General features: G+C 53.3%; 15 protein-coding genes. 12 read left to right on the plus strand and 3 right to left on the minus strand.

The window, feature by feature from the left end:
- Positions 1-273 precede the first annotated feature (273 nt).
- The 3 genes from C8N40_RS06500 (at position 274) to C8N40_RS06510 (ending at position 6993) form a co-directional block, all read left to right on the plus strand.
- Positions 274-3717, plus strand: coding sequence for a pyruvate carboxylase (locus C8N40_RS06500; protein WP_108210997.1), 3444 nt, complete (start codon positions 274-276; stop codon positions 3715-3717).
- A gap of 691 nt (positions 3718-4408) precedes the next feature.
- Positions 4409-6646, plus strand: a complete 2238-nt coding sequence (locus C8N40_RS06505; protein ID WP_108210998.1) for an ATP-binding protein — start codon at positions 4409-4411, stop codon at positions 6644-6646.
- Positions 6631-6993, plus strand: a complete 363-nt coding sequence (locus C8N40_RS06510) for an antibiotic biosynthesis monooxygenase family protein (RefSeq protein ID WP_245905022.1) — start codon at positions 6631-6633, stop codon at positions 6991-6993. Before C8N40_RS06505 ends, C8N40_RS06510 begins: the two co-directional genes overlap by 16 nt.
- Positions 6994-7838: 845 nt before the next feature.
- Here the strand turns inward: C8N40_RS06510 and C8N40_RS06515 are convergent.
- Complete coding sequence (locus C8N40_RS06515; protein ID WP_108211000.1) at positions 7839-8171, minus strand: tetratricopeptide repeat protein; 333 nt, start codon at positions 8169-8171, stop codon at positions 7839-7841.
- 65 nt (positions 8172-8236) lie between these two features.
- Between C8N40_RS06515 and C8N40_RS06520 the strand changes: the two genes are divergently transcribed.
- From C8N40_RS06520 to C8N40_RS06535, 4 genes are all read left to right on the plus strand, one after another.
- Complete coding sequence (locus C8N40_RS06520; RefSeq protein WP_108211001.1) at positions 8237-8977, plus strand: electron transfer flavoprotein subunit beta/FixA family protein; 741 nt, start codon at positions 8237-8239, stop codon at positions 8975-8977.
- Between the two features lie 2 nt (positions 8978-8979).
- Positions 8980-9960 carry an electron transfer flavoprotein subunit alpha/FixB family protein gene (locus C8N40_RS06525; RefSeq protein ID WP_108211002.1) on the plus strand — a complete coding sequence of 327 codons (981 nt, stop codon included), beginning with the start codon at positions 8980-8982 and terminating at the stop codon, positions 9958-9960.
- A gap of 18 nt (positions 9961-9978) precedes the next feature.
- Entirely contained in the window at positions 9979-10584 is a 606-nt protein-coding gene (locus tag C8N40_RS06530) for a bifunctional nuclease family protein (RefSeq protein WP_108211003.1), read from the plus strand.
- 111 nt (positions 10585-10695) lie between these two features.
- A complete protein-coding gene (locus C8N40_RS06535) occupies positions 10696-11997 on the plus strand; it encodes a NupC/NupG family nucleoside CNT transporter (protein ID WP_108211004.1) in 1302 nt (433 codons plus the stop codon).
- 77 nt (positions 11998-12074) lie between these two features.
- Here C8N40_RS06535 and C8N40_RS06540 read toward each other — a convergent pair whose 3' ends face one another.
- Together C8N40_RS06540 and C8N40_RS06545 are read right to left on the minus strand one after the other, a co-directional pair.
- A complete protein-coding gene (locus C8N40_RS06540) occupies positions 12075-12854 on the minus strand; it encodes an ABC transporter ATP-binding protein (RefSeq protein ID WP_108211005.1) in 780 nt (259 codons plus the stop codon).
- A gap of 57 nt (positions 12855-12911) precedes the next feature.
- Positions 12912-13643 carry an MlaE family ABC transporter permease gene (locus tag C8N40_RS06545; protein WP_211318056.1) on the minus strand — a complete coding sequence of 244 codons (732 nt, stop codon included), beginning with the start codon at positions 13641-13643 and terminating at the stop codon, positions 12912-12914.
- Positions 13644-13754: 111 nt separating this feature from the next.
- Between C8N40_RS06545 and C8N40_RS06550 the strand changes: the two genes are divergently transcribed.
- From C8N40_RS06550 to gldG, 5 genes are all read left to right on the plus strand, one after another.
- Positions 13755-14462, plus strand: a complete 708-nt coding sequence (locus C8N40_RS06550; RefSeq protein ID WP_108211006.1) for an SDR family oxidoreductase — start codon at positions 13755-13757, stop codon at positions 14460-14462.
- Positions 14463-14790: 328 nt separating this feature from the next.
- A complete protein-coding gene (locus C8N40_RS06555) occupies positions 14791-15498 on the plus strand; it encodes an SDR family oxidoreductase (protein WP_108211007.1) in 708 nt (235 codons plus the stop codon).
- A gap of 88 nt (positions 15499-15586) precedes the next feature.
- On the plus strand, positions 15587-16504 hold the full coding sequence (gene gldA, locus C8N40_RS06560) for a gliding motility-associated ABC transporter ATP-binding subunit GldA (protein ID WP_108211008.1): 918 nt from the start codon (positions 15587-15589) through the stop codon (positions 16502-16504).
- A 62-nt stretch (positions 16505-16566) separates the two neighbouring features.
- Positions 16567-17295: a gliding motility-associated ABC transporter permease subunit GldF gene (gene gldF / locus C8N40_RS06565; protein WP_092103955.1), complete on the plus strand. Its 729-nt coding sequence runs from the start codon at positions 16567-16569 to the stop codon at positions 17293-17295.
- Positions 17289-18980 carry a gliding motility-associated ABC transporter substrate-binding protein GldG gene (gene gldG / locus C8N40_RS06570; RefSeq protein ID WP_108211009.1) on the plus strand — a complete coding sequence of 564 codons (1692 nt, stop codon included), beginning with the start codon at positions 17289-17291 and terminating at the stop codon, positions 18978-18980. The genes gldF and gldG overlap by 7 nt, the downstream gene beginning before the upstream one ends.
- Positions 18981-19048: the final 68 nt, after the last annotated feature.

The raw sequence follows: 19048 nt of genomic DNA on the forward strand, positions 1-19048 counted from the left end.
GGTGCTGATAAGGGCCTAGGACATTTTTAAAGCAATCCAAAGTATAAGTTGACTTCCAGCAGCTGCTCAACAGGCCTGAAAAAGTATAAAATTCTTGGTTTCAGCCAAATAACCTTCTGCAGAAAAAGTCTGTATTAGAAGCATCTGAAATTAGTATCACGCTAACCCTTATTTGTACAATCAGAAGCTAAACACTGAATGTAGTCTTGGTTGTGCAGATTTCCCTGAACACTGGAATTTAAAAAACTAAACTTTTACGACACTTCACCTTTCATGAAAATTAAAAAAGTACTTGTTGCCAACCGCGGCGAGATCGCTATCCGGGTGCTGCGTGCCTGCACGGAAATGAACATCCAGACAGTGGCCATTTATACGTATGAGGACCGCTACTCCCTGCACCGCTACAAAGCAGACGAGGCCTACCAGATTGGTAAGGATAACCAGCCCCTGCAGCCTTACCTCGACATCGACGGCATTATCCGGATTGCCAAAGAGAACAACGTAGACGCCATTCACCCGGGCTACGGCTTCCTGTCCGAGAACCAGCACTTCTCGCAGAAGTGTGCCGATAACGGGATTGTCTTCATTGGGCCGAGGCCGCAGGTAATGGCCTCGCTGGGGGACAAAATTGCGGCTAAGAAGGTGGCAGTAAGTTGTGATGTGCCCATCATCCAGAGCAACAACCTGGATCTGAATACCTATGAAACAGCGTTGGAGGAGGCGCACCGCATTGGTTACCCGCTGATGCTGAAAGCCGCTGCAGGTGGCGGAGGCCGTGGCATGCGTGTGATCCGGGATGACGAGCAGCTGGAGAAGGGCTTTTTTGAGGCCCGGAACGAGGCACTGAAGGCCTTCGGCGACGACACGGTTTTTCTGGAGAAGTACGTGGAGAACCCCAAGCACATCGAGGTGCAGATTGTGGCCGATGCGCATGGCAACATCACGCACTTGTTCGAGCGCGACTGCTCGGTGCAGCGCCGTTTTCAGAAGGTAGTGGAGGTGGCCCCGGCCATCAGCCTGAAAGAGGAAACGCGCCAGAAGCTCTACGACTACGCCATCCGCATCTGCAAGGCCGTCAACTATAATAACGTGGGCACGGTGGAGTTTCTGGTGGAGCCGCACACAGATAGTATTTACTTTATCGAGGTAAACCCGCGCATCCAGGTAGAGCACACGGTGACGGAGATGATCACAGGCATTGACCTGATAAAGACGCAGATTTACATTGCCGACGGCTACCGCCTGGATGACGAGGAGGTACTGCTGGGGCCGCAGCATGTGGTGCGCGCCAACGGGGTCGCCATTCAGTGCCGCATCACCACCGAGGACCCGGAAAACGATTTCAAACCGGACTACGGCACCATTATCGCCTACCGCAGCGCCGGCGGTTTTGGCATCCGGCTCGACCAGGGCAGCGTGTACCCGGGCGCCAAGATCAGCCCCTTCTTCGACTCGCTGCTGGTAAAGGTGTCCACGCATGCGCCTACGCTGGCGCTGGCTGCGAATAAAATGGCGCGCACCTTGGATGAATTCCGCATACGGGGCGTGAAGCACAACATGCAGTTTCTGCAGAACATCATCAACCACCCGGTTTTTATCTCAGGCGACGCCACGGTTGATTTCGTGAAGAGCCACCCGGAGCTGTTCGTGTTTAAGCAGCGCAAGGACAGGGCCACGAAAATGCTCTCCTACCTGGCCGATGTGATTGTCAACGGCAACCCGGACGTGAAAAAGGTGGACCATGACAAGGTATTGCGCAAGCCCAATTTCCACCATTTCAACACGAATAAACCCTACGAAAAAGGCACCAAAGACCTGCTGACCGAGCTGGGACCGGATGCCTTTTCTGAGTGGCTGCGCAACGACCCGCTCATCCATTACACCGACACCACCTTCCGGGATGCGCACCAGTCGCTGCTGGCTACCCGCATGCGTACCTTTGATATGCTCAAGATTGCCGAGGCCTACGCCAAGGACCATCCGCAGACTTTCAGCATGGAAGTATGGGGAGGCGCCACTTTTGATGTGTGCCTGCGCTTTTTGCACGAAGACCCCTGGGACCGCCTGGCGCAAATCCGCCAGGCGGTACCGAACATATTGTTGCAGATGCTCATCCGGGGCTCCAACGGGGTAGGCTACAAGGCTTATCCGGACAACCTGATCGAGGCCTTTGTGGAGAAGTCGTGGGAGACGGGCGTGGACATTTTCCGCATCTTCGACTCGCTGAACTGGATGAAAAGTATGGAGCCCTGCATCAACTTCGTGCGCAAGCGAACGCAGGGCCTGGCGGAGGTGGCCATCTGCTATACCGGCGATATCCTGAATCCGAAGAAGACAAAGTATACGCTGGACTACTACCTGCAACTGGCCCGGAAAATGGAAGAAGCCGGGGCGCACATTCTGGCGATTAAAGACATGGCCGGCCTGCTGAAACCCTACGCTGCCGCCGAACTTGTCACGGCTTTGCGCGAAACGGTGAAGCTTCCCATCCACCTGCACACGCACGACACAGCCTCCGTGCAGTCATCCACTTACCTGAAGGCAATTGAAGCCGGGGTGGATGTGGTGGATGTGGCGATGGGGGCGATGTCGGGACTTACCTCGCAGCCAAACTTTAACGCCATGGTGGAGACGATGCGTTTTCAGGAGCGCCACCGCGAGTTCGACCAGAAGAGCCTGAACCAGCATGCCAACTACTGGGAAACGGTGCGCGAGTACTACTATCCGTTTGAGTCGGGTTTGAAGGCAGGCACGGCCGAAGTATACCGCCACGAGATTCCGGGAGGGCAGTACTCCAACCTGCGCCCGCAGGCAAACGCGTTGGGTTTAGGCGATAAGTGGGAGGAGATAAAGGAGACCTATGCTGAGGTAAACCAGCTGTTTGGGGATGTGGTGAAGGTAACGCCCAGCTCCAAGGTGGTAGGCGACATGGCTTTATACCTGGTGTCGAACAACCTGACCACGGTGGATGTGCTGGAGCGGGGCGAGGAGATTTCGTTTCCGGAGTCGGTGCAGTCGTTTTTTAAAGGCGAGTTGGGGCAGCCGGTGGGGGGCTTCCCGAAAAAGCTGCAGGAGCTTATCCTGAAAGACGAGCAGCCGTTTACCGACCGGCCAAACGAGCACCTGCAGCCCGTGGATTTTGAGCAGGAGTTCGCCACCTTCCAGGAGAAATTTGGCAAGGAAACCAAGTTTACCGATTTTCTGAGTTACCAGCTTTATCCCAAAGTATACGAGGCCTACCACAAGCACGTGGAGCAGTATGGAGATGTGTCTAAAATCCCGACGCGCCTGTTTTTCTATGGGCTGCAACCCGGCGAGGAGGCCATCATCGACATTGCCCGCGGAAAGTCCATCGTCATCAAGTACCAGTCCACGGGCCACGTGAACGAGGATGGCATGCGCACCGTGTTCTTCAAACTTAACGGCCAGAGCCGCAACATCGACGTGCGCGACCGCTCGGTAAAGGTGGAGCGCGTGGAGCATCAGAAAGTAGACAAGAGCAACCTCAAACAAATTGGCGCGCCGCTACAGGGGCTGCTGTCGAAGATACTGGTGGAGAAGGACCAGCAGGTGAAAAAGAACACGCCGCTCTTCGTGATTGAGGCCATGAAAATGGAGACAACCATCACCGCCTCGGCTGATGCAACGGTGGCAAGTATAACCCTTAAAGAGGGCGAACTGGTGAACACCGACGACCTGGTGCTGACGCTGGCGTAGGGCAATGATAGCGCGAGCGTCCTCGCTCGTGCTCAGTATAGCGTGGCCTTTGGCCGCTTCATATAAAATAAAAGGGGCCAGAGGCCCCACGATAGCAAGTCACGAGCGAGGACGCTCGCGCCATAAGTATAAACACTCATGCGCTCTCACTTATACGCTCTTCTGGATTTGTAATGCGGAAGTATAATACCACTATTATACCACTATTAAGTCAATATTGAGCCAGCATTAGTGCCCTCGCTCGCCTCTGGCGAGTGTGAGCTATCGGGTGGACTCCGGCCGCTTTAACTTGTGCCTTCGGGCACAGGAGGCGGGACGCCACCAAATGACGCACACTCGCCAGAGGCGAGCGAAAGCACAATCTAATGCGCATAACCAATTCGGTATCGGTATAATAACCGCGGATTTGTAATCCGCAGTGGCAGCGGCACGAGCTATGGGCAGGCATGCGGATTGCAAATCCGGAGCAGCCGTAGGGGGGAGGTTTATACTTTAGTAAAAGCAGTTAGAAGCCTTTCATCCATACTTCAGAAGCCAGCCTCTGTACAGGGGTTTTCTTCAGAAGTATAACTGCCAGGTACAAAGTATGGTAAGTGTGGATTCTTAGAAAGTGTGCGCCCGATGCTGCATTTTGTTACAAAATCGGTACCTTACACGCTTAACTGTTCTGAAATCAGCCCCCAGACCTTAAATGCAGAATTACCATAACTATAAAGTTGACCTGTCGAATTGCGATACCGAGCCTATCCACCTCATCGGCAGGGTTCAACCACACGGCTTCATGCTCATCCTGAACAAGCAGACCCTGGAGGTGGAGCAGTTAAGCACCAATATCGGCGAATTTCTACAGGCTGATCCTGTCGTGCTTCCCGGCAAGAAACTGAACGCCATTGCCTTTAAAGAGGAGTATGCCACCCTGGAAGAGAGAATACGGCTGCAGCTGGACACCGGAACGAAGGTGGAGTTGATAGAGCTGCAGGGGAAGCCGTTTTTCGCTTTCCTGCATGAGTCGCAGGGAAACCTGGTGCTCGAGTGCGAGCCGTATATGCCGGTGCAGCACGGGCAGCAGATACTGGACCTGACAGGAGGCTACACACGCTTCCTGGAAAAGCTGGATCAGCAGGACTCGCTGGTGGCACAAGCGCAGCAGACCACGCAGTTTGTGCAGCAGGTACTCGATTACGATCAGGTTATGCTTTATCGTTTTGATGAGGACTGGCACGGCGAGGTGATTGCTGAAACGGCAAAACCGGGAGTGCCTACCTACCTGCACCACCATTTCCCGGCCTCCGACATTCCGGCCCAGGCGCGCGCGCTGCTGCTGCAGAAGCCGGTGCGGCAAATCGCCGATGTGTCGGCCGCGGCCGTGGACATCACGCCATACCTTAACCCAACTACCGGGCAGCCCTCCAACATCATCCGATCCGAGCTGCGCAACCCTTCCGAGATTCACCTGCAGTACTTGCAGAACATGGGCGTGCAGGCCACGCTCTCTGTTTCCATTATTGTCAACGAAAAGCTCTGGGGTATTATCGCCTGCCAGCATAAAAGCGCCCTGCTTACCAATTACTGGAGGCGACAGCTTTGCCTGAACGTGGCGCAGGCCTTTGCCAATGGGGTGCTGGCCCACGAGGAGCAGCGCGACCTGAAGCAGCTGGAGGAGTTGCGGGTGCAGGAGGTGCAGCTGATGAACCAGCTGATGGAGAGCCGTGATTTGCATGCGGAGTTGCAGAAACAGCAGTCGGCTATACTTTCGCTGTCGGAGGCAACCGGCGTGGCCCTGCTGCTGGACGGCAAATGCTATACCTATGGCTTCACGCCGTCGGAGCAAAGCCTCAGGAGCCTGGCGCAGTGGCTGGCAGAGCATGTGGGCAGCAGTTCGTTCCATACCCGGCAGCTTTCCAACATATACCCGGCTGCCACCGACATGCAGGAGCAGGCCAGCGGACTGCTGGCGCTCGAGATTTCCAAACTCAACCAGGAGTACCTGTTGTACTTTAAGCCGGAGATTTCGGAGACCCGCATCTGGGCCGGCAAACCGGACAAGGAGGTAGAGGAGAAGCCGGGCCGTATTCACCCGCGCAAGTCGTTTGCCCGCTGGGTGCAGGTGATTAAGGGGAAGTCGCTGCCCTGGAGCCTGAACGAGCTAGAGGTGGCGCAAACGTTTGTGAAGGACCTGACTGCCGTGGTGCTGCGAAACCAAAAAGAGCACTTAACAGAACTGAACAGGAAACTGAGCCAGACGTCGGAGATGCTGCGGGCCAAAAACAGACGCCTGGAGGATTTCACGCACATCATTACCCATAACCTGCGCTCCCCGCTGGGCAATATGCAAGGGCTCATTGACTTGTATAACGATGATCCCTCAGCAGAGACTGGTGTGCAGGTGATGCACCTGATGGACAACATGGTGCAGAACATGGCCACCACCCTCGATGACCTGGGCCTGATACTGGAAAGCGAATTAAGCACCGAGCTGGAGGACCAGGAAGTATACTTACCCGATCTGGTGGAGCGGGAGTTGCAGAACCTGCAGCCCATCATCCTGCAAACCGATGCCAAAGTGGAGGTGGACCTGCAGGTAAAGCACATCACAGCCCCTAAAGTATACCTGGAGAGTATTGCGCACAACCTCATCTCCAACGCCCTCAAGTACCGGTCGCCGGAAAGGCAGCCGCTTATACTTGTAAAATCCTGGCAGGAGCAGGAAGGTGTATGCATCTCGGTGCAGGACAACGGGCTGGGTATCAACCTGAAACGCTTTGGTCATAAAATCTTTAAAGTATACAACACCTTCCACCAAAACAAAGACGCCAAAGGCTTGGGGCTATACTTAACCAAAGTACAGGCAGAGGCCCTGGGCGGAGGCATTAGCGTGGACAGCATCCCGGGAGAGGGAACCACCTTTAAAGTATGCCTGAAAGTATAAATCAAGAGAAGAACAACACGCGCAAGTATAGATTGCCACAACCATACCCTATGTTTATAGCATCCAGCACCTTTACCATCGCCAACGACATGGTGCCCGAAGTACGGGAAGCCTTTATCAACCGCCCGCACCTAGTGGATAGCGCCCCGGGTTTTATTAAAATGAATGTGATGGTGCCCCAGGATAACCCCAACGAAATCTGGCTGCTCACCTACTGGGAGGACGAGGAAAGCTACAGAGTATGGTATAAAAACCACATGAAGGAATCGCATGGGGGGATACCCAAGGGCCTGCAACTGGTGCCGGGTAAAACCAAAGTGCGCTTTTTTGAGCTGGTGGGGGAGTAGGAGAAAGTAGTAGAAGCATCTTCTATACTTTTTATGGAATAGGGGCAGCTATTAACCGGGCTTTTCAGCGCTTCCTGCCCTAACTACTCTTGCCTTGCCCTGGGAGGGGTTGCATGACCTAGTCCAACCACCCCTAACCCCTTCTTGGCTAAGGCGGGGAATTTGTAGCTACTTTGGCTGTAGTATAAGTTTCATAGCTGATGTCCTCACAGCGGACAGGTCGCGACCTGTCCCTACAAAGAGTAACCCACCCCAGCCCCTCCCAAGAGGGGAACTACCCTCAGGCGATTAACATCCCTCTACCCCCTTCGAAGGGGGACCTTGGTTGAAGTTGCATAAGCAAAAGCTATCGATTTTATCCCAGCCTTTGGGTTGAGCGCCTTGTGAGATCCGGTGCCCGCTAAGGGCAGCCGTAGCGCAGCGGAGGCAGGAGGGAACACAGCGCGATGCCCGAAGGCGAGGCCTCCCGGCCTAGGAGGGCACCAAAGCTAGAGATGCAACAGTAGCTTATGTATGGCTGGAGGTTGAACGGGGGCTAGTAAGAATAGCTTGTGTCAAGTTCTAGTAAGCAGTGGCTAGGTAAGTATAAGCAGGTAAATACAAAAGTATAACTCGTTCCAATCTGCAAAAAACAGCAGCTAAAGTGTAAAGCCGCAGCATCCGCTAATCCCGTTTATACAAACCTCTAAGTTGATCCTCACCGACATTGCCCACCTCTAAACCATTCCTACCAATAGCTGTTAGAAAATAAACCGAAACCGCAGCACCAGGTATAAAGTATACTTGCAAATATGCTGCATGCATACTATTTTTGATGCAAGCGGTTCGGGGAGATGAACAGCCGGTTAATCGTCCTCGTAGTCCAGGCCCATCATTTTGTTGTAGGCCTGCTGCAGTTCCGAGAAAGCGTGCATGTTGCCCTCGCGGCGGCTGATGAGCATCCCTTTCTTATAAGTTTGCTCGGCTACATCGTTTTGGCCCAGCTCCTCGTATAGCTTGGCAGCGTGATAATAGGTGCCCACGTAGCTCTCGTGTTCGCGCAGCAGCTTCTCGTAATATCCCAGCGCTTTCTGCGGGTTTTCCTTACGGTATTCGGTGGCGATGGCGTATAGCGTAAATGCGTCGTTCGGGTCGTCTTCCAGGAATTTAAAGAGCTGCGCTAATCTGCTTTCGTTCATTTCGTATTGCCTATATTTTATTAACTTCGCACAAATCTAAATTTTAAAAGCTAACATTTCTAACCATGAAAATATTAGTTTGTATCAGTAACGTACCGGATACTACATCCAAGATAAACTTTACGGCTGATAATAAAGAATTTGACAAAAACGGGGTGCAGTATGTCATCAACCCTTGGGATGAGTACGCACTGACCCGCGCCATTGAGCTGAAAGAGGCCAAGGGCGGCACTGTAACTGTATTAAACGTAGGGGAGGCCGACGCTGAACCGAACATCCGCAAGGCGCTTGCCATTGGTGCAGACGATGCCATCCGCGTGAACGCGAAACCGGTAGATGCTTTCTTCGTGGCGCAGCAAATCGCTGCCGTTGCCAAAGAGGGTAACTACGACATGATCCTGATGGGCAAGGAGTCGATTGACTACAACGGCTCGCAGGTGCATGGCATGGTGGGCGAGCTGCTCGGCATTCCTTCGGTAGTTCCTGCATTCAAACTCGATATGCTGGATGATTCCACAGCCCGCCTGGAGCGCGAGATTGAGGGTGGCAAAGAAGTGGTGGAAGTGAAGCTGCCATTCGTAGCCAGCGCGCAGCAGCCTATGTCGGAGCCAAGAATACCGAACATGCGCGGCATCATGACGGCCCGCACCAAGCCGTTGGCAGTGAAGGAGCCGGTAGGCGCCGAGGCCAAGGCCGAGTACGTAGGCTACAGCAAGCCGGAGAAAAAAGGCGGCGTGAAGATGATTGACCCTGAGAACGCCGGAGAACTAATTACACTATTGAGAAACGAAGCTAAAGTACTATAACCATGTCAGTATTAGTATTTGTAGAAGGTCTTAACGGAGAGATCAAAAAGTCCTCTTTGGAGGCTGCATCATACGGAAGCCAGGTGGCACAGCAGCTGGGCACCACAGCCACAGCCGTTGCCATCGGCGAGGTGCATGAAGAAGCGCTGGCCCGATTGGGCGAGCAGGGCATCAGCAAAGTGCTCTACGACGCTGACAGCCGCCTGAACCAGTTTGTGGCCGATGCCTATGTAAAAGTAATCGCCAAAGCCGCGCAGCAGGAAAACGCCAAGGTGCTGGTGTTCTCTAACTCCAACATCGGCGCTGCAGTTGGCGCTAAACTGGCAGTTCGCCTGAACGGTGCGCTGGCAACCAACGTTACCTCGCTTCCTAAAACCGATGGTGGCCAGTTTGTGGTAACGCGCGGGGTGTTCTCCGGCAAAGCCTTTGCCGATGTGAACCTGGCGGGAGATGTGAAAATCATCGCCGTGAAGAAAAACGCTTTCGAAATCACCCAGGCTGCCGGTAACACAGCTATGGTAGAGAAGCTTTCTGCTGAGCTTTCGGATGCTGACTTTGCCGCTGCACCTAAGGAAACCGTTATGCAGGATACCGAAGGCGGCGTACTGCTGCAGGAGGCGGAGATTGTGGTATCCGGGGGCCGCGGACTGAAGGGCCCGGAGAACTGGCACCTGGTGGAGGATCTGGCAAAAGCGCTGGGCGCTGCCACGGCCTGCTCCAAGCCGGTTTCTGACCTGGACTGGAGACCGCACCACGAGCATGTGGGACAGACCGGTATTACCGTTAGCCCGAATTTGTACATTGCCATCGGTATTTCCGGGGCTATCCAGCACCTGGCCGGGGTTAACTCTTCTAAAGTGATTGTCGTTATTAATAAGGATCCTGAAGCGCCGTTCTTCAAAGCCGCTGATTATGGCATCGTGGGCGATGCGTTTGAGGTCGTTCCTAAATTAATAGAAGCCGCCAGGGCTTTAGACAAATAGACTTTAGAAGGAGAAACTGTGGATAAAATTCAGTTAGAGATACTCGGCCTTTCTTCCAGCCAGTCGCAGACGGGGTCGTTTGCGCTGGTGCTCGGCGAGAAAGAGGGAAACAGGAGGCTGCCCATCATCATCGGCATGTTCGAGGCGCAGTCCATTGCTATTCAGATAGAGAAGATAAACCCAAACCGCCCGCTCACACACGACTTGTTTAAAACGTTTGCTGAGGAGATGGACGTCAGGGTAACGGAGATCCTTATTTCGGATTTGAAAGAAGGGGTATTCTACTCCAAGATAGTATGCACCAACGGCACCCGGGAATTTGAGCTGGATGCCCGTCCGTCCGACGCCATCGCCATCGGCCTGCGTTTCGGCGTGCCGATTTACACGGTGGAGAGCGTGCTATCGGAGGCTGGAATCATTCTGAGCGATTTGGAAGAGGAGGAAGAGGAAAGCGATGAGATGGCGGTAAAGAGCACTAGTACCTCTGCTTCCAGCTCTGGTGCCAAAGAATCGCTGAGCCAAACCTCGGTGGATGAACTGAACAAAATGCTGAACGATGCCCTCGAAAAGGAGGACTACGAGAGAGCTGCCAAGATTCGGGATGAGCTGAATAAGCGAAACTAATTTCCTGTATAAATAAAATCAGAAGGTTCGGCGCCCGGTGGTGCCGAACCTTTTTGTTTTAAAAGATATTCGACTTAATTTTGGCCGTTTTTCTCTTTCAACCAAATATCAATGTACGATATTCTTAGAGGCGCCGGTGGTCTGCTGGTGCTGGTGGGCATTGCTTTCCTTTTTTCCAGGAACCGAAGAGCCATTGACTGGAAACTAGTGGGCTTTGGCCTTTTCCTGCAAATCCTGTTCGGGGTGCTGGTAACGCAGGTGCCAATTGTGGCAGACGCCTTCGCTTTTGTGAGCAAGCTCTTTGTAAAGCTGCTCAGCTTCTCGCAGGCCGGCGCCGAGTTCTTGTTCGGCAACCTGGCCAACCCTGCCAATAACGGCGGACTGGGTTTCATCTTTGCTTTCTCCGTACTTCCCACCATCATTTTCTTCTCCACGGTTTCGGCAGGCTTATACTACCTGGGTATACTTCAGAAAATCGTTTTTGGCATTGCCTGGGTCATGTCGAAGGGCATGCGCCTGTCCGGTGCAGAAAGCCTCTCGGCCGCCGGCAACATCTTTCTGGGGCAGACCGAGGCGCCGCTGCTGGTGCGCCCGTTCATCAGCCGCATGACACGCTCAGAGCTGATGTGCCTGATGACAGGCGGTATGGCCACACTGGCTGGGGGTGTTTTGGCAGCCTATGTGGCTTTTCTGGGCGGAAATGACCCGGCACAACAGGCTATTTTTGCGGCACACCTGCTTACGGCCTCTATCATGAACGCCCCGGCAGGTATCGTGCTGGCTAAGATTTTAGTACCGGAAACCGAGCATGACAAGATCAACACTAGCCTTGAAGTAAACGAGGAGCAGCTTGGCGTGAACCTGGTGGATGCCCTGAGCCGCGGAGCTGCCGATGGCCTGAGACTGGCGGCCAACGTAGGGGGGATGTTGCTCGCTTTTATCGCCGTAATCGCGCTGCTGAACTATGTGCTGATTAAAGTGGGATCGGTTACGGGCCTGAACGAGTTTGTGGTAGCCAGCACCAATGGTCAGTTTAACGGGTTCTCCTTCCAGTATATTCTGGGCCAGATTTTCCGGATTTTTGCCTTTATCATGGGGGTGCCATGGCAGGATACGTTGCAGGTAGGTAGTTTGCTGGGGCAGAAAACGGCCGTAAACGAGTTTGTGGCTTACCTGGACCTGGCTAATATGAAGAGTGCGGGAACCTTGAGCGAAAAGGCGCTTATCATGTCTACCTACGCCCTTTGCGGGTTCTCTAACTTCAGCTCCATTGCCATCCAGATCGGGGGCATCGGAAGTATGGCCCCCAACCAGCAGGGGAATCTCTCCAAGTTAGGTTTCCTGGCGCTGCTCGGTGCCTCGCTGGCCTGTATGATGACGGCCACCGTAGCCGGCATGCTGTACGTGCTCTAAAAGTATAAGCTAAGTATAAAGTATAAGAAAGCCTCCTGCAGTATCTGCAGGAGGCTTTCTTATACTTTGCCGGGGGCTTAGTCGGCCCGGTTCCGCTCTTCTTCCTCCTCCACCTTCTTGGCGTCGCGCATGAGGCGGTTGGCGAAGATAAACTCATTCAGCTCCGGCACATCAGAGTCCAGGATGTTGTCGCTGGTGCCTTCCCAGAGCTTTTTGCCCTCGTACAGAAACATGATGTTGTCGCCAATCTCTATCACAGAGTTCATGTCGTGCGTCACGACGATGGTGGTGATGTTATACTCCTCCGTAATCTCCTTTATCAGCCTGTCTATCTTCAGGGCCGTGAGCGGGTCGAGGCCGGAGTTGGGCTCGTCGCAGAAAAGGTACGTACATTTGGGGGCGATGGCACGGGCAATGCCCACGCGCTTTTTCATGCCACCGCTTAGCTCCGCGGGCATCTTCTTATTCGTGCCTTCCAATCCCACCCGCTGCAGGCAGAAGTTCACGCGGTCCAGGCGCTCGTCTTTGTCCATGTCGTAAAGCATTTTCAGTGGGAATGCGACATTTTCCTCCACCGTCATGGAGTCGAACAGGGCTGAGCCCTGGAACAGCATCCCTATCTTCCGGCGAATCTCCTGCTTGATGTCCAGCTTGTTGTTCGTGAAGTAGGTGCCATCGAAGGTAACGCTGCCGATGTCGGGTTTGATAAGGCCTACGATGCACTTGAGAAGCACGCTTTTGCCGGTGCCGCTTGCCCCGAGCAGCAGGTTCGTCTTACCCGTCTGGAACACGCCGCTCACGCCATCGAGCACCTTTTTGCCGTTGAAGCTTTTATGTATGTTATGGATTTCGATCATGCATTGCGAATTGGGAGGAAGTATAAGGTATGGCCCTTCCTGTAAAGTATAAACGTATCAGAGCAGCAATTGGGCGCAGACAAAGTCCGCTATCAGCACGGCAATCACGCTGTTGGTTACGGCAGCCGTACTGGCAGAACCCACTTCCAAGGCACCTCCGGAGGTAAAATAGCCTCTGAAAGAGGAGATGGAAGAAATCAGGAAGGCGAAAATAACCGACTTAATCAGCGCGAAAGTGATGTTATAAGGTATAAAGTCGATGCGAATACCAGTGATATACTCTTGTGCCGTAAGCTCCCCGGTGGCGGTGCCGGCCAGGTAGCCGCCTATCAGCCCCAGAAACATAGCAAGTATCACCAGCATCGGGAATACCAGCAGTGCGGCCAGGATTTTGGGCAGCACCAGGTAAGAGATGGAATTAATGCCCATTACTTCCAGGGCATCCACCTGCTCGGTAATCTGCATGGTGCCCAGCCCGCCGGCGATACTGGAACCCACCTTGCCGGCCAGCACGATGGAGGTGATGGTTGGAGCCAGTTCCAGGATGATCATCTCGCGCACGATAAAACCGATAGTGGAGCGCGGAATAAAGGCACTTTCCATATTGTAGGACACCTGCACGGTAGATACCGCGCCTATAAAGGTAGAAACAAGGGCTACGATAAAAATGGAGTTGATACCTATCAATATGGCCTCGTCCATCGTTCTGTTAAATAGTATCTTGGGAGACTCTCCACGCACGACGAGGTTCTTCAAGAAAAGAAGGTACTTTCCGAAAGCTTGCAACATTTTAGGATGCTCAGGGTTTGAAAACGGGGTATGTTACGTCTATTACACAAAAATACTGTTAAATACCTATATTACGGATAAAATCAGAAAACATACAAATCACAGCATCTCATGCACAGATATATTTTAGTGACGGGGGGCACCAAAGGCATTGGCCGGGCGATTATTGAGCAGTTTGCCAAGGAGGGCTTCCACATCATCACCTGCTCCCGAACGGAGAAGGACCTGCACAAGTTAAAGCTGGAGATCGAGGAGCGGTATACTTTCTCCAAGGTGTTTTATCAGGAGGCGGATCTGAGCAACCGCGACTCCGTCAAGCGCTTTATCGCTTACGTGCGCAACCTGAATGTGCCTGTTGATGTGCTGGTAAACAACAGCGGACTTTTTATCCCGGGCAAGGTTACGGAGGAAGATGAGGAGGCGTTGGCTTTTATGATCAATACCAACCTGTACAGTGCTTACCACATTACCCGCGCCTTCGTGCATGACATGATTTCCCGCCGCAGCGGCCATATCTTTAACATGTGCTCTACGGCAAGTATCATGGCCTATACCAACGGCGGTTCCTACAGTATTTCCAAGTTTGCCCTATACGGCATGAGCAAGGTGCTGCGCGAGGAACTGAAGGAGCACAGCGTACGGGTTACCTCTATACTTCCGGGGGCCACCTTAACAGCGAGCTGGGAGGGAGTGGACTTGCCTGCGGAACGTTTCATGAAACCGGAAGACGTGGCCATGTCGGTGTGGGGTGCTTATACTTTATCAGCGCACAGCGTGGTGGAGGAAATCCTGATCAGGCCGCAGCTGGGAGACCTTTGAGTTTAGGAGTTTGGGAGTTGGGGAGTTAGAGAGTTGTAGAGACGCAATACTTTGCGTCTCTGGAGTTAAAAAGTTAAAAGGTTAAAAGGTTAGAAAGTATAAATGTTAAGCTTCTGGCTTTTCATTCTTTTAAACGGAACCCTCAAGTATAGCGGACTTTATACTCATCTTGCCGAAAAGGGCAATCTCCCCGTTGTTACTCCTTATAATCTATGTTGAAATTGTAATAGTATCGAGTCGAAAGGGCTGAAGCCGTAAGTAGTGTAAAGTATAGTTTATACATTCACTCATTCACTCAATCGCTCATTCAAAATTAAAATATAAAACTATGAATCTGGAAGGAAAAGTGGCAGTGGTGACCGGGGTAAGCAAAGGCATTGGGCTGGCTACCGTGAAGGCGCTGCTGGAGAAAGGCGCTATTGTGGCGGGATGGGGGCGTACAGCCCCTGATCTGCAGCACGAGCATTTTCATTTCTTTGAGTGCGATGTGCGCTACCCCGAGTCGGTGCAGAATGCATTTGACCAGACCATCGCGCGTGTAGGCACGCATGTGCAGGTGCTGATCAACAACGCCGGACTCGGTTTATCTGCCTATTTTGAGGACACGACCCTGGACGACTGGCACCTGATGTTCGAGACAAACGTGAACGGCATTTTCTACTGCACGCGCCTGGTGCTGCCTGGCATGAAGGAGCTGGAGGAAGGCCACATCATCAACATTTCTTCCATAGCCGGTACGACAGGCATTGAGCAGATGGCCGGTTACTGCGGCACCAAGCATGCGGTACGGGGCATTTCCCACTCGCTCTACAAGGAGGTGCGCAACTATGGCATCAAGGTTACCTGCATCTACCCGGGCTCTGTGCAGACGAACTTCTTTGATAAGATTGAGAGCGTGACGGTAAACGAAAACATGATGCGCCCCGAGGACATTGCCTCTACCATCATGCACGCCCTGGAGTCGCACCCGAATTACCACCACGTGGATATCGAGGTGCGCCCGCTGATGCCGAAGGGGAAAATTCAGAAGAACTAAGCTTTTATTGGTTGTTCGTTAATAGTTAATCGTTATTCGTTCTTAACTTTCTAACTCCTAAACTTTCTAACTTTCTAACTCGCAAGTTTTGTCTGTAGAAGTAAAGAACCTTACAAAAATTTATGGTACCCAGCGGGCCGTGGACGATATCTCATTCACGGTGGAGCAGGGGCAAATTCTGGGTTTTCTGGGGCCAAACGGTGCCGGTAAATCCACGACCATGAAGATAGCGACCTGCTACCTGCCGCCTTCTGCTGGCACGGTGGTAGTGGCCGGCCACGATGTGGTGCAGGACCCGATTGCCGTGCGCCGGAACGTGGGCTACCTGCCGGAGCACAACCCCCTCTACCTGGATATGTATGTGCACGAGTACCTGGAGTTCGTCGCCTCTGTTTATGGGCTCAAGGGGAAGTATAAAAAAGCTCGCGTGCAGGAGATGGTGGAGCTTTGCGGGCTGACGCTGGAGCAAGGCAAGAAAATCGGTGCTTTGTCCAAGGGCTACCGCCAACGGGTGGGGCTGGCGCAGGCGCTGGTGCACGACCCGCAGGTGCTTATTCTGGATGAACCTACCACCGGCCTCGATCCAAACCAGATTGTGGAGATACGCGCGCTTATCAAACAGATCGGGCAGAACAAAACCGTTATTTTTTCCACGCACATCATGCAGGAGGTTGCCGCTATCTGCGACCGTGTGGTGATCATCAACAGGGGCAAACTGGTGGCAAACAGCGATGTGGCCAGCCTGCAGTCAGGAGCCAGAAACGAGAAGGTGACCCTGGTGGAGTTTGAGGCTCCCGTAGAGCTGGATGCCCTGCAAAGTATACCTGGCGTACAGCGTGTGGAGCTGGCGCAAAACTATACGTACCGCATCAGCTCCAGCCTGGAGGCCGATGTGCGTTCCAATGTGTTCCGCATCGCGGCCGAGCGCAACTGGCCCCTGGTAGGCCTAAAACAGGAGGAGCGATCGCTGGAGCAGATTTTTCAGCAACTCACAAAGAATGAATAGTTTGTAATGAATAATCTCTACTCATTAGTCATTACTCATTACTCATCACGCATTAACAAAAGATGTTCGCAATCTTAAAAAAAGAATTTAACGGCTTCCTCAACTCCCTGATTGCCTACATGGTGATTGCGGTGTTTCTGGTGGCCATTGGTATGTTTATGTGGGTGTTTCCGGAGAGCAGCGTGCTGGAGTACGGGTTTGCCGACATGCAGACGCTCTTTGCCATGGCACCCTGGGTGTTTCTGTTCCTGATACCGGCCATTACCATGCGTACCTTTGCCGAGGAAAAACGCGAGGGAACTATCGAGCTGTTGCTCACCAGGCCCATCACCGACCTGCAGCTTATACTTGGCAAATACTTCGCTGCCCTCTTGCTGGCCTTGTTTGCCCTGCTGCCCACGCTGCTATACTATTATTCAGTTTATACTTTAGGCAACCCGCAAGGCAACGTAGACTCTGCCGCCGTGGTGGGTTCTTACCTGGGCCTGATTTTTCTGGCTGGCGTTTTCTGTGCCATTGGCGTGTTTGCCTCCGCTGTATCAGACAACCAGATCATCTCTTTCGTGATTGCCGTGTTTCTGTGCTACATCATCTACACAGGGTTTGATCTAATCGCTTCCATTCCTGTGTGGGGGAGTTACGAGTACTTTATCAGCCAGCTAGGCATTTCGTACCACTATGCCGCCATCAGCAAGGGCCTGGTCGACTCCAGGGATGTATTATACTTTCTGAGCGTGATTGCGATCATGGTGTTGGCCACTAAACTTGTGTTGAGGAGCAGAAAATGGTAACGGAGCAGAACAAGAGCAAGCGCGGCCGCGACATTCTGGTTTTTCTGGCCTCGGTGGCGGGGATTATACTGCTGAACATACTTGCTTCCAGCTATTTCTTCCGCCTCGACCTGACGGAGGACAAACGCTACACCATCGCCCCTGTGACTAAGCAAATGCTGGGCGACCTGCAGCAGGAAGTGGTGGTGGATGTATACCTGGAAGGCGACTTTCCGGCGGGTTTTAAGCGGCTGCAGCAGTCGGTGCGCGAGACGCTGGACGAGTTCCGAATCTACGCCGGCGGCAACCTGCGCTATAACTTCATCGATCCCACCCAAATTAGCGGCGAGGAGGAGCGAAACGAGTTTTATACTTCGCTGGCCATGAAGGGCATTATGCCTACCAACCTGCGCGCCACCGAAGATGGCAAGCAGGTGGAGCGCCTGGTGTTTCCGGGGGCTGTGGTGAAGTATAACGGCAAGGAGGCGGCCGTTAACCTGCTGAAGGGCAACCTGGCGGCCTCCTCAGACGAGCGCCTGAACCAGTCGGTAGAAGGGGTGGAGTATGAACTGGCCTCTGCCATCCGGAAGCTGGCTTTCCAGGGAGGCAAAATCATCGGATACATCGAGGGGCACGGCGAGTTGGAGCAGCCGCAGGTGGCGGATCTAATAGGCTCACTGGGGCAGTATTACCGCGTGGCCCGCGGCGACCTGGCGCAGATTCCTTCGCTGGACGCGCTCGACCTGATCATTGTAGCCAAGCCCACCTCCGCCTTCTCCGAGGCCGACAAGTATAAAATCGATCAGTTCATCATGAAAGGCGGCAAGGCAGTCTTCTTTGTGGACCCTATGAACGCCAACATGGACAGCATTGGGGCAGGAGGGACCTTTGCCATGCCCTATAACCTGAACCTGGATGACCTGCTGTTCCGCTACGGGGTGCGCCTCAACCCTAACCTTATCATGGATCTGAACTCGGGCTTCATACCCATGGTCACCGGCTATATGGGCGATAAGCCGCAGACGGAGATGGTGAACTGGCGCTTTTATCCGCTGCTGAATAATTTTGCCAAGCACCCCATCACCCGCAACCTCGATGCTGTTTACGCCCGGTTCGTCAGCACCATCGATACCGTTAAAGCCGATGGCATCCGGAAAACGCCGCTGGTTTATACTTCCACCTACTCCAGAATTATGGAAGCCCCGGTGCCCCTGACGCTGGAAGAGGCGCGGATGGAGGTGAACCCGCAGCAGTACCAGGCCGGGCAGCAGCCGATAGGCTACCTGCTGGAGGGCAAGTTTACCTCGCTCTTCCGCAACCGACGTGCGCCGGAAGGGGTGGCCAATACCCAGGTGCAGGAGCAGGGCGTGGAGACGAAGATTGCCGTTTTCTCCGATGGCGACCTGGTACGCAACGACGTGAACCCACGCACCGGGCAGGCTTATGAGCTGGGTTTCGACAGGTTCAACAACGTTACTTTCGCCAACAAGGAGCTGGCTCTGAACACCGTGCACTACCTGCTCGATGCCGAGGGGCTGATTAACGTCAGGAGTAAGGAAATTGCGCTGCGCCCACTGGATAAAGTGCGCGTGCGCGAGGAGAAAACGTACTGGCAGCTACTCAACCTGGTGGCGCCAATCGTACTATTGGGCGTGTTTGGACTTAGCCGCTATTACCTGCGCAAGCGTAAGTATGAGCGGTTCTGAAATTATCTGGCTATAACACAGCCAGCCACGAAAAAGCACTCGCAAAAGGCTTAGGATAAAAACGAAAT

The sequence above is a fragment of the Pontibacter mucosus genome, assembly GCF_003054055.1.
In the GTDB taxonomy this organism is placed as follows: Bacteria; Bacteroidota; Bacteroidia; order Cytophagales; family Hymenobacteraceae; genus Pontibacter; species Pontibacter mucosus.

Excerpts from the sequence above, each read along its gene's own strand:
- C8N40_RS06520 (WP_108211001.1), top strand. The coding sequence starts at position 8,237 with ATGAAAATATTAGTTTGTATCAGTAACGTACCGGATACTACATCCAAG.
- gldF (WP_092103955.1), top strand. The coding sequence starts at position 16,567 with ATGTTCGCAATCTTAAAAAAAGAATTTAACGGCTTCCTCAACTCCCTG.
- C8N40_RS06515 (WP_108211000.1), bottom strand. The coding sequence starts at position 8,171 with ATGAACGAAAGCAGATTAGCGCAGCTCTTTAAATTCCTGGAAGACGAC.
- C8N40_RS06540 (WP_108211005.1), bottom strand. The coding sequence starts at position 12,854 with ATGATCGAAATCCATAACATACATAAAAGCTTCAACGGCAAAAAGGTG.
- C8N40_RS06500 (WP_108210997.1), top strand. The coding sequence starts at position 274 with ATGAAAATTAAAAAAGTACTTGTTGCCAACCGCGGCGAGATCGCTATC.
- C8N40_RS06535 (WP_108211004.1), top strand. The coding sequence starts at position 10,696 with ATGTACGATATTCTTAGAGGCGCCGGTGGTCTGCTGGTGCTGGTGGGC.
- C8N40_RS06505 (WP_108210998.1), top strand. The coding sequence starts at position 4,409 with ATGCAGAATTACCATAACTATAAAGTTGACCTGTCGAATTGCGATACC.
- gldG (WP_108211009.1), top strand. The coding sequence starts at position 17,289 with ATGGTAACGGAGCAGAACAAGAGCAAGCGCGGCCGCGACATTCTGGTT.
- C8N40_RS06510 (WP_245905022.1), top strand. The coding sequence starts at position 6,631 with ATGCCTGAAAGTATAAATCAAGAGAAGAACAACACGCGCAAGTATAGA.
- C8N40_RS06550 (WP_108211006.1), top strand. The coding sequence starts at position 13,755 with ATGCACAGATATATTTTAGTGACGGGGGGCACCAAAGGCATTGGCCGG.
- C8N40_RS06555 (WP_108211007.1), top strand. The coding sequence starts at position 14,791 with ATGAATCTGGAAGGAAAAGTGGCAGTGGTGACCGGGGTAAGCAAAGGC.
- C8N40_RS06525 (WP_108211002.1), top strand. The coding sequence starts at position 8,980 with ATGTCAGTATTAGTATTTGTAGAAGGTCTTAACGGAGAGATCAAAAAG.
- C8N40_RS06545 (WP_211318056.1), bottom strand. The coding sequence starts at position 13,643 with ATGTTGCAAGCTTTCGGAAAGTACCTTCTTTTCTTGAAGAACCTCGTC.